The 14,791-nt window shown below is 45.4% G+C and carries 12 protein-coding genes; 11 read left to right on the forward strand and 1 reads right to left on the reverse strand.

All coding sequences use genetic code 11. The annotated features are described in order from the left end of the window. Positions 1-26 precede the first annotated feature (26 nt). The 11 genes from NYE43_RS06675 to NYE43_RS06725 all read left to right on the forward strand — a co-directional run bounded on the left by NYE43_RS06675 (position 27) and on the right by NYE43_RS06725 (position 13,762). Positions 27-1,205, forward strand: coding sequence for an NAD(P)/FAD-dependent oxidoreductase (locus NYE43_RS06675; RefSeq protein ID WP_024121033.1), 1,179 nt, complete (start codon positions 27-29; stop codon positions 1,203-1,205). Between the two features lie 199 nt (positions 1,206-1,404). Then, on the forward strand, positions 1,405-2,826 hold the full coding sequence (gene uxaC, locus NYE43_RS06680; protein ID WP_341061340.1) for a glucuronate isomerase: 1,422 nt from the start codon (positions 1,405-1,407) through the stop codon (positions 2,824-2,826). Positions 2,827-2,898: 72 nt separating this feature from the next. Then, positions 2,899-4,278, forward strand: coding sequence for an MFS transporter (locus tag NYE43_RS06685; protein WP_341061342.1), 1,380 nt, complete (start codon positions 2,899-2,901; stop codon positions 4,276-4,278). Positions 4,279-4,377: 99 nt separating this feature from the next. Beyond that, positions 4,378-5,391 (forward strand): ureidoglycolate dehydrogenase, encoded by a 1,014-nt coding sequence (gene allD / locus NYE43_RS06690; protein ID WP_106022260.1) that lies wholly within the window; start codon positions 4,378-4,380, stop codon positions 5,389-5,391. Between the two features lie 4 nt (positions 5,392-5,395). Further along, entirely contained in the window at positions 5,396-6,415 is a 1,020-nt protein-coding gene (locus tag NYE43_RS06695; RefSeq protein WP_106022259.1) for a zinc-binding alcohol dehydrogenase family protein, read from the forward strand. Positions 6,416-6,438: 23 nt separating this feature from the next. Then, positions 6,439-7,518, forward strand: a complete 1,080-nt coding sequence (gene uxuA, locus NYE43_RS06700) for a mannonate dehydratase (RefSeq protein WP_341061344.1) — start codon at positions 6,439-6,441, stop codon at positions 7,516-7,518. Next, positions 7,515-8,351: an SDR family oxidoreductase gene (locus NYE43_RS06705; RefSeq protein ID WP_341061346.1), complete on the forward strand. Its 837-nt coding sequence runs from the start codon at positions 7,515-7,517 to the stop codon at positions 8,349-8,351. The genes uxuA and NYE43_RS06705 overlap by 4 nt, the downstream gene beginning before the upstream one ends. A gap of 45 nt (positions 8,352-8,396) precedes the next feature. After that, the gene (locus NYE43_RS06710; protein ID WP_024121040.1) at positions 8,397-9,665 is read left to right on the forward strand and encodes an MFS transporter; all 1,269 of its coding nucleotides are present in this window, start codon (positions 8,397-8,399) and stop codon (positions 9,663-9,665) included. An 87-nt stretch (positions 9,666-9,752) separates the two neighbouring features. After that, positions 9,753-10,754, forward strand: coding sequence for a LacI family DNA-binding transcriptional regulator (locus NYE43_RS06715; protein ID WP_024121041.1), 1,002 nt, complete (start codon positions 9,753-9,755; stop codon positions 10,752-10,754). Positions 10,755-10,832: 78 nt separating this feature from the next. Then, positions 10,833-12,272, forward strand: coding sequence for a tagaturonate reductase (locus NYE43_RS06720; RefSeq protein ID WP_213418544.1), 1,440 nt, complete (start codon positions 10,833-10,835; stop codon positions 12,270-12,272). Continuing rightward, complete coding sequence (locus NYE43_RS06725) at positions 12,269-13,762, forward strand: UxaA family hydrolase (RefSeq protein WP_339236725.1); 1,494 nt, start codon at positions 12,269-12,271, stop codon at positions 13,760-13,762. Before NYE43_RS06720 ends, NYE43_RS06725 begins: the two co-directional genes overlap by 4 nt. 38 nt (positions 13,763-13,800) lie before the next feature. On the opposite strand, the gene NYE43_RS06730 is transcribed toward NYE43_RS06725, so the two are convergent. Then, complete coding sequence (locus NYE43_RS06730) at positions 13,801-14,565, reverse strand: sulfite exporter TauE/SafE family protein (RefSeq protein WP_044156273.1); 765 nt, start codon at positions 14,563-14,565, stop codon at positions 13,801-13,803. Between the last annotated feature and the right edge of the window lie 226 nt (positions 14,566-14,791).

Below are 14,791 nucleotides of genomic sequence, written 5' to 3' on the forward strand. Positions count from 1 at the left end.
TTGATATAAAGGACGGAGGATATACGATGTCAAAACATATTGTCATTTTAGGCGCTGGTTATGGCGGTGTTCTTTCTGCTTTAACAGTTCGCAAACATTACACAAAAGAACAAGCACGCGTGACAGTGGTAAACAAATACCCAACTCACCAAATCATTACGGAATTACACCGTCTTGCAGCAGGCAACGTGTCTGAAAAAGCGGTTGCAATGCCGTTAGAAAAACTTTTCAAAGGCAAAGACATTGATCTTAAAATCGCGGAAGTCAGCTCTTTCTCTGTTGATAAAAAAGAGGTTGCGCTTGCTGACGGTTCTGCATTAACTTACGATGCGCTAGTAGTAGGCCTTGGTTCTGTCACTGCTTACTTCGGCATCCCAGGACTTGAAGAAAACAGCATGGTTCTTAAATCTGCTGCTGATGCTAACAAAGTTTTCAACCACGTTGAAGACCGTGTGCGCGAGTACTCTAAAACGAAAAACGAAGCGGATGCAACAATCCTTATCGGCGGAGGCGGCTTAACAGGCGTTGAGCTTGTCGGTGAGCTTGCTGACATCATGCCGAACCTTGCGAAAAAATACGGCGTAGACCACAAAGAAATCAAATTGAAATTGGTTGAAGCAGGTCCGAAAATCCTTCCTGTTCTTCCGGATGATCTTATCGAACGCGCAACTAAAAGCCTTGAAAAACGCGGCGTTGAGTTCTTAACAGGCCTTCCTGTTACAAATGTAGAAGGAAACGTGATTGATCTGAAAGACGGATCAAAAGTTGTTGCCAACACATTTGTTTGGACTGGCGGCGTACAAGGAAATCCTTTAGTCGGCGAATCAGGTCTTGAAGTGAACCGCGGCCGTGCGACAGTTAACGATTTCCTTCAATCTACATCTCATGAAGATGTATTTGTTGCCGGTGACAGCGCAGTTTACTTTGCGGCAGACGGCCGTCCATACCCGCCAACTGCACAAATCGCATGGCAAATGGGTGAGCTGATCGGTTACAACCTATTCGCTTACTTAGAAGGAAAAACACTTGAAACATTCCAGCCAGTAAACTCTGGTACACTTGCAAGCCTTGGACGCAAAGATGCGGTAGCCATCATTGGTGCTAATTCTACACCGCTTAAAGGTCTTCCTGCTTCCTTGATGAAAGAAGCAAGTAACGTACGCTACTTAACACACATTAAAGGACTATTCAGCCTAGCTTACTAATCCTTTCTTGTAAAATCGGACATTGCCAAAAAGAGGTCTTTTCAGGCAGCTTTACGGCAATGTCTTTTTGCGCTTATTTGCTAACGTTAACATTTAAATTTTAAAAAGAGATTGATCCCAGAGGAATATAAAGGTAAAATAAAAACAAATCAAAATGTTAACGTTAACATTTTGAAATAGAATGAAAGACGGTGAGGACATGGAACCCTTTATGGGAGAAAACTTTTTGCTGAAAAATGAAACCGCTGTCAACCTCTATCACCATTATGCGAAAGACATGCCGATTATTGATTATCACTGCCATTTGAGTCCGAAAGAAATCTATGAAAATAAGAGATTTCAAAACATGACAGAAGCCTGGCTGTATGGAGACCATTACAAATGGCGCATCATGAGAGCCAATGGAATTGAAGAAACATACATTACAGGCGATGCAGCTGATGAGGAGAAGTTCATGGCATGGGCGAGAACAGTACCGATGGCGATTGGCAATCCGCTCTACAATTGGACCCATTTAGAGCTGCAGAGATTTTTTGGGATTTACGAGATACTAAATGAGCAATCGGCGCCAAATATTTGGAAACGGACGAATGAACTGCTGGAAGGAGAAGGCTTCGGGGCAAGGGATTTCATTGTGAAATCAAATGTAAAAGTAGTATGCACAACCGATGACCCTGTCGATTCCCTCGAGTACCACCTATTATTAAAAGAGGACAAAGATTTTCCTGTCAGTGTGCTGCCGGGATTTCGGCCGGATAAAGGGCTGGAAATCAATCGCGAAGGCTTTCCGGATTGGGTGCAGGCGCTTGAAAAGGCTGCGTCACTTTCGATTACAACCTATGATGAGTTTTTGAAGGCTCTTGAAGAACGAGTGCGTTTCTTCCATTCAGTCGGAGGCAGAGTATCTGATCATGCGATTGATTCAATGGTGTTTGCCGAAACGGACAAAGAGGAAGCGGGCCTCATTTTTACCTCAAGATTAAACGGGGAACAGGTTTCTTACGAAGACGAGAAGAAATTCAAGACATATACGCTTCAATTTCTTTGCGGATTGTATGCTGAGCTTGACTGGGCGATGCAGTTTCATATCAATGCACTCAGAAATACGAATACGAAAATGATGAAGAAATTGGGGCCGGATACAGGCTATGATTCTATGAATGACGAAGAAATTGCGAAGCCTTTGTACAGGCTGCTGAATTCAGTCGAAATGAAAAACCAGCTGCCGAAAACGATTTTATATTCGCTCAACCCAAATGATAACTATGTCATTGCCAGCATGATAAATAGCTTTCAAGACGGCATCACGCCTGGGAAAATACAATTTGGCACAGCATGGTGGTTTAACGATTCCAAGGATGGGATGCTTGATCAAATGAAAGCGTTGTCAAACGTCGGGCTTTTCAGCCGTTTTATCGGCATGCTGACTGATTCCAGAAGCTTTTTGTCGTATACACGCCATGAATACTTCAGACGGATTGTCTGCAATCTGATCGGCGAATGGGCTGAAAACGGTGAAGTGCCGAAAGATATGGAGCTTCTTGGCGGTATCGTACAAGGCATTTGCTATCACAATGCGAAACAATATTTTCAATTTCAAGAAGAAAAGGCAAACGTATAAAATAAGTTCCGCTCAGATACGTCATACTGAGCGGACATCTCATCGAAAATTCTTAAGACACAGAGGTGGAAGATGCGAGCAGAACTGGAAAATAAGGTTGTGTCTATTGAAACGGAGAAGAGGCTTTCGCTGAAGGAGAAAATTTCCTATGGTTTTGGTGATTTTGGGAACGGTTTTATGTTTGATTTAGGCCAAATTTATTTATTAAAGTATTTTACTGATGTGGCGGGAATTCCGGCTGCAATGGCGGGAAGTATTTTTTTAGTCAGCAAGCTCTTTGCGGCTGTAACAGACCCCATTGTCGGCTCATCAATTGATTATCGCAAAAACATCGGCAGGCGGGGGAAATTCAGGCCTTATTTATTAATCGGCAGCATTGTTCTTGCGGTGCTTACTGTTCTTATTTTTCTGTCCCCGAATGTATCAACGACAGGCAAGCTGATTTATGCGTATGCATCCTATATACTGTGGGGCGTGGGCTATTCATTTGTAAACATTCCGTACGGTTCATTGGGAGCGGCGATGACTCAAAATACTGAAGACCGGACTTCTATCTCTACTTTTCGCCAAATCGGTTCACTCGGGGCTTTGTTTATCACGAGCGTGGCCGTCATGCCGCTGCTCGTCAAGTTTGATAACCCGAAGGTAGGCTATCCGGTGGTCATGGGATTGTTTGCTGTTCTCGGTGTGCTTTGGTTTTATATTTGCTATCGCAACTGCAAGGAACGTATTGTTATTGCGGAAGCGCCAAAAGAGAAATTAACATTTTCATCTGTCGTCAAAACGTTTATAACGAACAAACCGCTGTTAACCCTTGTCCTGATGACCATTTTTTCGATTTCCGCATACAACATTAAATCCGCAATGCTCGTATACTTCGCACAATATAACCTAGGCAATGTCGAACTGATGGCTTATATGAACTTTATCATTATTGGATCTTCCTTTTTGGGCGTCGTGTTTCTGCCAAAGCTCGTCAAGATGTTTGGAAAGAAACAAACCGCAATGATCGGTTTCGGCATCAGTGTTGCCGCGGATCTGATCAACTTTATGCTTCCTTCAAATGTATATGTGTTTACCATCCTTGCAAGCATCGCGTTTATTGGGATCAGTATTCCCAATGGCATTACGTGGGCGCTTGTCTCAGATATCATTGACTACGGCGAGTGGAAATCCGGTGAGCGGAAAGAAGCAACGACATATTCCCTCTTTAACTTCTCGCGAAAGCTTGCTCAGTCATTGTCTGGTTTTCTCTCGGGGATCGGATTGGGGCTTGTCGGATATATGCCGAACGTAGCCCAGACGGCACAGGCGCTGATCGGCATTAAAGCGCTTCTTCTTCTGTATCCCGCCATTGCTTTAGCATTAGCTATGATCATTATCGGTTTTCTTTATAAACTGACAGATCAGCAGCATGCACAGATTGTCGAAGAGCTTCAGCATAGAAACTGATCAAACAACCATATAAAGAATATTTTGAATAGTTAGCAAGTAATAATAATTTGTAAGGTTTTCGCTAAGTGATGAAACTGAAAGAAAGGAGGCTCTTTATTGAATACGGTAACGATTTCCGCTGAAGAAGCGAAGGAACTGGTTCAGCAAAAGCTGATCGGCGCCAATTTGAATGAACGAGATGCCGAAAAAGTAGCAGACGTGCTCATACACGCTGATTTACGCAATGTGAATTCTCATGGTGTTTTGCGAACAGAACATTATGTGAACAGGCTGAGGGCTGGAGGCATCAATCCAAAAGCGTGTCCCATTTTTAAAGAAACGGGGCCGGTGACAGGAGTGCTGGACGGTGATGACGGGTTCGGCCATGTGATTGCCGATAAGGCGATGGCTCATGCCATTGAAATGGCAAAGAAAAATGGTGTTGGCATGGTCACCGCGACAAACAGCAGCCATTGCGGAGCGTTAAGTTATTTTGTGCAAAAAGCGGCTGAGGAAAAACTGATCGGAATCGCTATGTCTCATACTGACAGTATTGTAGTCCCGTTTGGCGGGAGGTCTCCTTTTTTAGGCACGAATCCAATTGCTTACGGTGTGCCGGCAAAGCATAAAAAACCGTTTATCCTAGATATGGCGACGTCAAAAGTGGCATTTGGAAAGATTCTGCAGGCGCGTGAAGAGGGCAGAGAAATACCAGAAGGATGGGGAGTCGATGAAAACGGAGAGACGGTAACAGACCCTCACAAGGTCGTCTCACTTTCAACGTTCGGGGGTCCTAAAGGCTACGGGCTATCTGTTGTGGTGGATGTGTTTTCAGGTTTGCTGGCTGGGGCGGCTTTTGGTCCGCATATCGCTAAAATGTATGGCGATCTTGATCAAAATAGGAAGCTTGGACATTATGTTTGCGCGATCCATCCGTCCTATTTTACCGGACAAGATACGTTTTTAGAGCAGATGGACGCCATGCTTGATGAACTGCAGCAATCACCTTCGGCTAGAGGAGTCGAGCGAGTGTATGTGCCTGGCGAATTGGAGCAGCTGCATGAGGAAAGAAACAGGAAACACGGAATTTCAATTGCTCGGAGCGTGTATGAATTTTTAAAAAGCAGGTGAGAAAATGAAAGCGGTTCAAGTGCGAAAAGCGTATGATTTGGTGACAGCAGACATGGAAAAGCCTGTTCTTTCAAAGGCTGATGAGGTGCTCGTCAAAGTAAAACGAGTCGGAATTTGCGGTTCTGACATGCATATTTATCATGGCACGAATCCGCTTGCGACACTTCCGAGAGTAATCGGACACGAGGTAACGGGAGAAGTGGGGGAGGTTGGTGCAAATGTTAAAGGCCTGAAAGCCGGAGACCATGTTGTGATTGAACCGATTTCTTATTGCGGAAACTGTTATGCCTGCCGTAAAGGCCGGCCAAATGTTTGTGCGAAGCTTTCTGTGTTTGGCGTTCATGAAGACGGCGGGATGCGGGAATATGTTGTGCTTCCTGAAAAGCAGCTTCACGCGGTTTCAAAAGAGCTGCCTTGGGAGGAGGCAGTTATGGCCGAGCCTTATACAATAGGTGCCCAGGCTGTTTGGCGGGGACAGGTGGAAAAGGGTGATCGCGTTCTGATTCAGGGGGCGGGGCCTATCGGCATCTGTGTGTTAAAAATGGCAAAGCTAGCGGGTGCTTCCGTCATGATAACCGACTTAAATAATGAGCGGCTGACATTTGCTACAGAAAACGGTGCCGACGCTGTTGTGAATGTTCAAACAGAACATGCGGCTGAGCGGGTTCGGGAATGGACGGGCAATGAAGGAGCCAATGTAGTCATTGATGCTGTCTGTCTCCCTGCGACTTTTGAGCTTTCCGTTGATGTTGTTTCTCCGGCAGGGCGTGTGGTGGTGCTTGGATTTGATGAGAGAGCGTCACAAATTCCTCAGCTCCCCATTACAAAAAAAGAAGTCACGATTACCGGCTCAAGACTCCAGACAAATCAGTTTCCGAAAGTTGTAAAGCTGCTGAATGAAGGCCGGTTAGCGCATAACGGGCTCGTCACCCATACGTTTTCAGTTGAAGATGTCCATCACGCGTTTCAATTTATCAAGGAGCATCCCGATCAGGTGCGGAAGGCAGTGATCACATTTGATTAAAAGGCTCAATCCGGAGGTGTAGGATGAATATTACATTTCGATGGTATGGACGAGGCAACGATACAGTCACACTTGAACACGTGAAACAAATTCCCGGGGTGAAAGGCATTGTCTGGGCTCTCCATCACAAACCTGCCGGGGAAGTGTGGGAAATAGAGGAAATCAAAGCCGAGACGGAATATATACAATCCCATGGTTTTCATGCGGAGGTTGTCGAAAGCGTAAACGTTCATGAAGCGATTAAACTGGGCAGCGAAGAACGCGGCCGGTACATTGAAAATTATAAGCAGACCATCCGCAATCTGTCTGCTTTTGGCGTGAAAGTGATTTGCTACAATTTTATGCCGATTTTCGACTGGACACGCACCGACATGTTCCGTCCGCTGGAAGACGGCTCAACCGCTCTGTTTTTTGAAAAAGCCAAAGTGGAGAGCCTGGAGCCTCAAGAGCTGATTCGGACGGTGGAAGAAGCGTCTGACCTGACACTCCCAGGGTGGGAGCCTGAAAAAATGGCTCGGATCAAAGAACTGTTTGAGGCCTACAGGACGGTCGATGAAGAGCAGCTGTGGAACAATTTATCATTTTTTTTGAAGGGAATTCTGCCGGTTGCTGAAGCGCATGGCATTCAAATGGCCATTCATCCGGATGACCCGCCTTGGCCGATTTTTGGATTGCCGCGTATTATCACAGGAGAGGCAAGCTATGAGAAGCTGCGGGCCATATCAGACTCACCTTCTAACTGCATCACCTTATGTACCGGTTCCATGGGGGCCAATCCCGCCAATGACATGGTGGAAATTGCTAAAACATATGCCGGGCTTGCTCCCTTTTCACACATCCGCAATGTGAAGATCTTTGAAAATGGGGATTTTATTGAAACGTCTCATCTGACAAAGGACGGTTCGATTAATATTCAAGGGGTCATGGCAGAACTGCACAAGCAGGATTACAACGGATATGTCAGGCCGGATCACGGTCGCCATATTTGGGGAGAGCAATGCCGTCCGGGCTACGGCTTATACGATCGCGCTTTAGGCATCATGTATTTGAACGGACTGTGGGACGCGTACGAATCAATGGCGAAAAAAGAGGTGGAATTATGATTCCTCTTCATCATCGACTGGCAGGTAAAGTTGCTGTTATCACAGGGGGCAGCGGTGTGCTCTGCTCGGCAATGGCCCGGGAGCTTGCCCGCCATGGCATGAAGGTGGCGATACTGAACCGGTCAGCTGAAACAGGACAAGAGGTTGTGAGGGAAATTACGAAAGCTGGCGGCACGGCATGTTCCGTTTCTGCTGATGTGCTGGACAGGACGTCGCTAGAGAAGGCGAAGACTGATATCCTTGACCGATTTGGCGCTGTTCATCTCTTAATCAATGGAGCAGGAGGAAATCATCCCGCTGCGATTACTGATGTGGAGACATATGAAGAAGAAGGAGAAGGGCAATCATTCTTTGACATGGATGAAAACGGATTTTCAACTGTTTTTTCAACCAACTTCACTGGGGCATTTCTGGCTACCCAAGTATTTGGAAAGGAACTGCTGAAGGCAGACTCACCAGCCATTGTGAATATCTCATCAATGAGCGCTTATTCACCTATGACGAAGGTTCCGGCGTACAGTGCGGCCAAAGCATCAATCAATAATTTTACAATGTGGCTGGCTGTGCATTTTGCGGAAACCGGACTGAGGGTTAACGCAATCGCACCAGGCTTTTTTCTGACAAAACAAAATCACGATCTGCTGATCAATAAGGATGGAAGCTTTACAGACCGCTCTAAAAAAATTATTGCGGGAACACCGATGAAGCGATTTGGAAAACCGGAGGACTTGCTCGGCACGCTTCTTTGGCTGGCGGATGATTCCTATTCAGGCTTTGTCACCGGCATCACCGTTCCTGTCGATGGAGGTTTTATGGCTTATTCAGGAGTGTGACGAAAGCAGATACAGATACTGAACCAACATAGGGGTGAGGTTGAAATGTTTTCTAAAGATAAGCTTCCAGTCATCCTTTTTTTGTTCCTGGCTGGTGTGATTAACTATCTGGACCGTTCGGCATTGTCCATTGCAGCTCCATTCATTCAGGATGATCTCACACTGTCCGCTACACAAATGGGCTTGATTTTCAGCAGTTTTTCGATTGGATATGCCGTTTTCAATTTTCTTGGCGGTGTGGCATCCGACCGCTATGGAGCAAAATTGACCTTATTTGTGGCCATGGTCGTTTGGTCGCTGTTCAGCGGAGCAGTTGCATTGGCTTTTGGCTTTGTCAGCCTGCTGATCATACGAATTTTGTTTGGAATGGGGGAAGGGCCGCTTTCGGCGACCATCAATAAAATGGTCAATAACTGGTTTCCGCCGACTCAGCGGGCGTCTGTTGTCGGAGTCACAAATAGCGGAACGCCCCTTGGCGGAGCCATTTCCGGACCAATTGTCGGCATGATCGCCGTTGCATTCAGCTGGAAGGTTTCCTTCGTTCTCATCATGATCATCGGATTGATTTGGGCTTTTCTCTGGTTAAAATTCGTAAAAGAAAAGCCGGCTGAGCCAATGGGCAATGCACCTGCGATGAAAGTTGAAGCCGCTCCTGAGGAGAAAATTCCGCTGACCTTTTATCTGAAACAAAAAACAGTCTTGTTCACGGCGTTTGCTTTTTTCGCTTACAACTACATCCTCTTCTTCTTTTTGACGTGGTTTCCGAGCTATCTTGTCGAGGAGCGGGGATTAAGTGTTGGGTCAATGAGTGTCATCACAGTCATTCCGTGGATTTTAGGATTTATCGGCCTGGCAGCCGGGGGATTTGTTTCGGACTATGTATACAAAAAAACAGTCCGGAAAGGCGTGCTGTTTTCGCGTAAAGTCGTGCTCGTCACGTGTTTGTTTTCTTCCGCGGTATTGATTGGTTTAGCTGGGCTTGTCACCACAACTGTAAGCGCTGTTACGCTCGTGGCTCTGTCTGTCTTCTTTTTATATTTGACGGGCGCGATCTACTGGGCTGTTATTCAGGATGTAGTCGACCAAAAGAATGTCGGTTCTGTTGGCGGATTCATGCATTTTCTCGCCAACACCGCAGGCATCATCGGTCCCGCTTTAACCGGCTTTATTGTTGACCGGACGGGTACTTTTTCTGGCGCATTTTTACTTGCCGGAGGGCTGGCCGTCTTCGCTTCACTGGCTGTCATCCGTTTTGTGCGGCCGATCATCGGCAGCGCAGCAGGAACGCATGCTGATGATACGGTTTCTTATTAATCTGGAAATATGGTGGGAGAGGCGGTGTGTTTGATGATACAATATGTAATAACGAATCGCAGCCGGTATGATAAGGAAGGGAAATAGATGGTAACCATTAAAGATATCGCAAAACTTGCAAACGTATCCCACACAACCGTTTCCAGAGCACTCAATAACAGCCCTTATATTAAAGAACACACAAAGAAAAAAATATTGGAGCTTGCCTCACAGCTCAACTATACACCGAATGTGAATGCAAAAAGCCTTGCAATGCAAAAATCCCATACGATCGGGCTTTTCTTTACAAGCATCACAAACGGAACCTCACACAGTTTTTTCGCTGATACCATAAAAGGCGTAAACCAGGCAATCAGCGAGGAGTACAATCTGTATGTGCGCGGCATTGATGATCTGAAAAGCTATGACTCTGTAACACCAATGAGATATGACGGCATTATTTTAATGAGTCAAAGCGATATTGATAATTCTTTTATTTATCATATTCGGGAAAAAAAGATCCCGCTCGTCGTGCTGAACCGGGATGTCGATGACAGGGGCATTACCAACATATTGTCCAATGACAAGGAAGGTTCTCAGGAAGCTGTAGAATACTTGATTAAAAACGGACATCAAGACATCGCCATCATTGAGGGAATCGAAGGATTTAAATCCTCTCAGCAGCGAAAGGAAGGCTACTTAGCAGCGCTGATTCGCCATCATATACCGATCAAACATGAATACAGTGTAAAAGGGCAATACGATATGGAGAGCGGCTTTCAGGCGATGGAACGCCTGCTGGCGCTTCCGAACACTCCAACCGCTGTCTTTTGTTCGAATGATGACATGGCGATCGGAGCAATGAATGCCATATTTGCCAAGGGGATGCGCGTGCCTGATGATATATCTGTCATCGGATTTGATGATATTGGTTTTTCGCAATATATCACGCCAAGGCTTTCTACAGTGAAACGTCCTGTTGAAAAAATCAGCGTGCTCGGTGCAAAAAAATTATTGAAGCTGATCAGCACACCTGATACGAAAGCAGAAAAAATCTTTGAAAACACAGAGTTTATGGTGCGTGATTCAGTAAAAGATATCACGACATGATGCCCCGTTTTTCCAGCGGGCATTCTTTATAGAGAAAAATGTTAACGTGTGCATAAATCCGAAAGGGAGGCAATGACGGTGCAAAAGCTGAATAAAAAATTGTACGAAAGCTATACACAGTATCCGGAAAGGATTCTCCAATTTGGAGAAGGAAATTTTCTGCGGGCGTTTGTCGATTGGCAAATTGAGCAATTGAATCGACATACTGATTTCAATGGAAGTGTCGCGGTTGTACAGCCGAGAGGTTCAGAGAAAATCAAAAGATTAAATGACCAGGATGGCTTGTATACTCTTTTTTTACAGGGAATGAAGGATGGAGAAGCGGTAAACGAAAAGATGATTATCAATTCAATCAGCCGCGGGATTGATCTGTTTTCCGACTATGACGAGTTCAAAAAGTTGGCTTCAAGCGAAGCACTGCGTTTTATCATTTCTAATACGACCGAAGCTGGTATTGTTTGTGAGAAAGAAGACCGCTTAGAGGATAGGCCGCAAAAAACATTTCCAGGGAAATTAACAGCTTTTCTGTACTTTCGCTACCAGGCTTTTGCCGGAGACGAGACAAAAGGGTGTGTCTTGATTCCGTGTGAGCTGATTGAGAATAACGGGCAAAAGCTGAAGGAAGCGATTCTGCATTATGCTGATCTATGGGAGCTGGAAGAGGGGTTTACGCAATGGATTCAGAACGCCAACACGTTTTGTAATAGTTTAGTAGACCGTATTGTTCCCGGTTTTCCTGTAGACAGCATTAATGAGATCACTGCGGAATTAGGCTATCAAGATGAACTGGTTGTTGTGGGAGAACAGTATTATTTATGGGTGATTGAAGGGCCGAATTGGATTGGAGAAGAATTGCCCTTTGCGGCAGCTGGTCTCCATACAAAGATTGTTAGCGATCTGACTCCATACCGGACGAAAAAAGTGAGAATTTTAAATGGCGCGCATACGGCAATGACGCCAGTGGCTTCCTTATACGGTTTGAAAACGGTGCGTGATTCAGTTGAACATCCGGCAGTGGGGCGCTTTGTTGAGGAGCTGATTCATGATGAAATACTTCCTGTTTTGAAAATGGAAGGGCTTACTCAATATGCGGAGGATGTGCTGGGTCGCTTTAAAAACCCGTACATCAAACATTATGTGGAAAGCATTGCACTGAATTCAGTGTCAAAGTTCAAAACGAGAAACCTGCCGACCCTTCAGGAATATGTTGAACAAAAGGGACAGCTTCCTGAACGTTTAGTGTTTTCATTCAGCGCGCTTCTGTATGTTTATCGAAAGAAGGAAATGCAGGATGACCCGGCTGTTCTTCAATTTTTCCAAGAGGTTTGGAATCAGGAGACCGGAGATATGCTCCGTATCGCTTCAGCCTTATTAGGAGAACAATGGCTGTGGGGAGCAAATCTGAATGAAATTCCGAAGCTGACTGAGAGAGTCGCTGCTTACTTGAATCATATTCAAGAACTGGGAATGGAGCAGGCTCTTGAACAATGCTGTCTGCAAAGGGGGAAAGTGCTGTGAAATCATTTATAAAGATTCATAGACAAGACAATGTCTTGCTTGCTCTGCGTGATATTCAGAAGGGAGAGCAACTGAACGCGGACGGCGTGTCGATTGAAGTAAAAGATGATATTAAAAGAGGCCATAAGATTGCATTGCAGCATATAAAGGAAAACGGCAGCATCATCAAATACGGGTTTCCGATCGGGCATGCGTTAAAAGATATTTTTATTGGGGAGCATATTCATGTTCATAATGCAAAAACAAATTTATCTGATATCCAAACGTACAGTTATACACCGAGATTTGAACAAAATCCATACACACATGAGGACCGAACATTTAAAGGATATAGAAGAGAAAACGGCAATGCCGGTGTTCGCAATGAATTGTGGATCGTGCCAACCGTCGGCTGTGTCAATGGAATAGCCGAAAAAATGCTTCAGCGGTTTGTCAGAGAAACGGGGGATATTGCCCCATTTGACAACGTATTAGTGCTAAAACATCAATACGGATGCTCACAGCTTGGCGATGATCACGAAAATACTAGGCAAATCCTGCTGAACGCCATTCGCCATCCAAATGCCGGCGGTGTCTTGGTGCTGGGGCTCGGCTGTGAAAATAACGAGCTGGCAGCAATGAAAAAAGCGCTTCAGGATGTCAACAAGGATCGGGTGAAATTTCTCGAATCCCAGTCGGTGACAGACGAAATGGAGGCAGGTGTCGTATTGCTGAAGGACATCCATGAAGCGGCCAAAGGGGATAAACGGGAAGACATCCCGCTTTCTGAACTGAAAATAGGGTTGAAATGCGGTGGGTCTGACGGTTTTTCCGGCATCACAGCGAACCCATTGCTCGGACGATTTTCTGATTATATCATTGCGCAGGGAGGCAGCACGGTGCTGACGGAGGTGCCGGAGATGTTCGGTGCGGAAACGCTGCTGATGCAGCGGGCTGCCAATGAAGAGGTATTCCATAAAATTGTCGATTTAATCAATGATTTTAAACAATATTTTATAAAGCATGATCAGCCGGTGTACGAAAACCCTTCGCCAGGCAACAAAGCAGGCGGCATTTCCACCCTTGAGGATAAATCGCTGGGCTGCACGCAAAAGGCGGGGATTTCTCCTGTCTCGGATGTATTAAAATACGGTGAAGTGCTTCAGACAAACGGACTGACGCTATTGAGCGCGCCCGGCAATGATTTAATCGCCTCCTCCGCATTGGCTGCTGCCGGCTGCCACATTGTTCTGTTTACAACAGGACGAGGCACGCCGTTCGGCACTTTTGTTCCAACGGTAAAGGTGGCGACGAATACACAGCTGTACGAGACGAAGCCGCACTGGATTGATTTTAACGCAGGTCTCTTAGCAGAGGATGATGTTCATGAGGAATTTGTGCTTCGTGAGTTTATCGATTATATCACGAAGGTTGCAAGCGGAGAGCTCGTGAATCACGAAAAAAACGACTTCAGAGAGCTTGCCATTTTTAAATCGGGTGTGACGCTATAAACCAAGAAAGGCTATCCTGTTCAGGATAGCCTTCTTGGTTAAATCAGCTTCAAACCGCTGATTAAGATAATGGATGCCATAATAAATTGCAGCGGACGGGGTGAAAATCTAGGTGAAAGATGACTGCCAACCAGCACCCCCGGAATGGAACCGATAAGCAAATTGGCCGCTAACAAATAATCAACGCTCCCGAAGCTTGCGTTTAAAATACCTGCCGCAGTAACGAGCAGAAAAGCATGCGCAATATCTGTTCCGACAATGTCGGATGTTTTCATTTTAAATAAGTACAGCATAGCAATCGCAAACAACGAGCCGGAACCGATCGACGTTAAGCCGACGATAAACCCAAACACGACACCGATAAGAATCGTAAGCATCCGCTTATCTTCGAGCGGCATCAGCTGCCAGCGGTTCGGGCGAAGTTTTTTGTCCAGAAACAGGCGGACGATGATCGAAATGGCAACTAGGGTCAACACATAACCAAGAGCGTGTTTAATAATCTCTTCCTGATGCTGGTGGAAGGCGGGGAACAAATGAAGTATGCCAATGGCTATAGAAGCACTCGGAATACTGCCGATGGCTAAGTATTTTACCAATTTAAAATTGATTGTTTTCTGCCGCCAATGGGACGCAACACCAAACAGCTTGGTGATCGAGTTATAGACAAGGTCCGTACCGACTGCAATGGAAGGATTGATTCCAAGCACTATTAAAAGAGGAGTTAAAAGCGCAGCTCCGCCTACACCTGTCAATCCGACTAAGACACCGACTAACAAACCCATCAAAATGATGCTAACACTCATGATAAAGGCCTCCTGAAAACCCGACTATTTTTATCAGATTATATATGATTAGGTCGCTTTAATCAATTAAATTTTTTGAATATTTGTACGTGTGTTTCATTGATTTTTGTATGCTCAATATCTTTATTCATTTGCCCTATAATGAGTGTCAGGACGAGATGGGATTGAGTTTGACCGGTTAAAACAGGTAATTCCGGTCGGTATTTGGCTGAATGAGGTCAACCAG

It is taken from the genome of Bacillus sp. FSL R5-0434 (assembly GCF_038004745.1).
GTDB classification, from domain to species: Bacteria; Bacillota; Bacilli; order Bacillales; family Bacillaceae; genus Bacillus; species Bacillus halotolerans.

What these genes read in the sequence shown, in the direction of transcription:
- NYE43_RS06675 (WP_024121033.1), top strand. Translation starts at nt 27, where the DNA reads ATGTCAAAACATATTGTCATTTTAGGCGCTGGTTATGGCGGTGTTCTT.
- uxaC (WP_341061340.1), top strand. Translation starts at nt 1,405, where the DNA reads ATGGAACCCTTTATGGGAGAAAACTTTTTGCTGAAAAATGAAACCGCT.
- NYE43_RS06685 (WP_341061342.1), top strand. Translation starts at nt 2,899, where the DNA reads ATGCGAGCAGAACTGGAAAATAAGGTTGTGTCTATTGAAACGGAGAAG.
- NYE43_RS06695 (WP_106022259.1), top strand. Translation starts at nt 5,396, where the DNA reads ATGAAAGCGGTTCAAGTGCGAAAAGCGTATGATTTGGTGACAGCAGAC.
- uxuA (WP_341061344.1), top strand. Translation starts at nt 6,439, where the DNA reads ATGAATATTACATTTCGATGGTATGGACGAGGCAACGATACAGTCACA.
- NYE43_RS06705 (WP_341061346.1), top strand. Translation starts at nt 7,515, where the DNA reads ATGATTCCTCTTCATCATCGACTGGCAGGTAAAGTTGCTGTTATCACA.
- NYE43_RS06710 (WP_024121040.1), top strand. Translation starts at nt 8,397, where the DNA reads ATGTTTTCTAAAGATAAGCTTCCAGTCATCCTTTTTTTGTTCCTGGCT.
- NYE43_RS06715 (WP_024121041.1), top strand. Translation starts at nt 9,753, where the DNA reads ATGGTAACCATTAAAGATATCGCAAAACTTGCAAACGTATCCCACACA.
- NYE43_RS06730 (WP_044156273.1), bottom strand. Translation starts at nt 14,565, where the DNA reads ATGAGTGTTAGCATCATTTTGATGGGTTTGTTAGTCGGTGTCTTAGTC.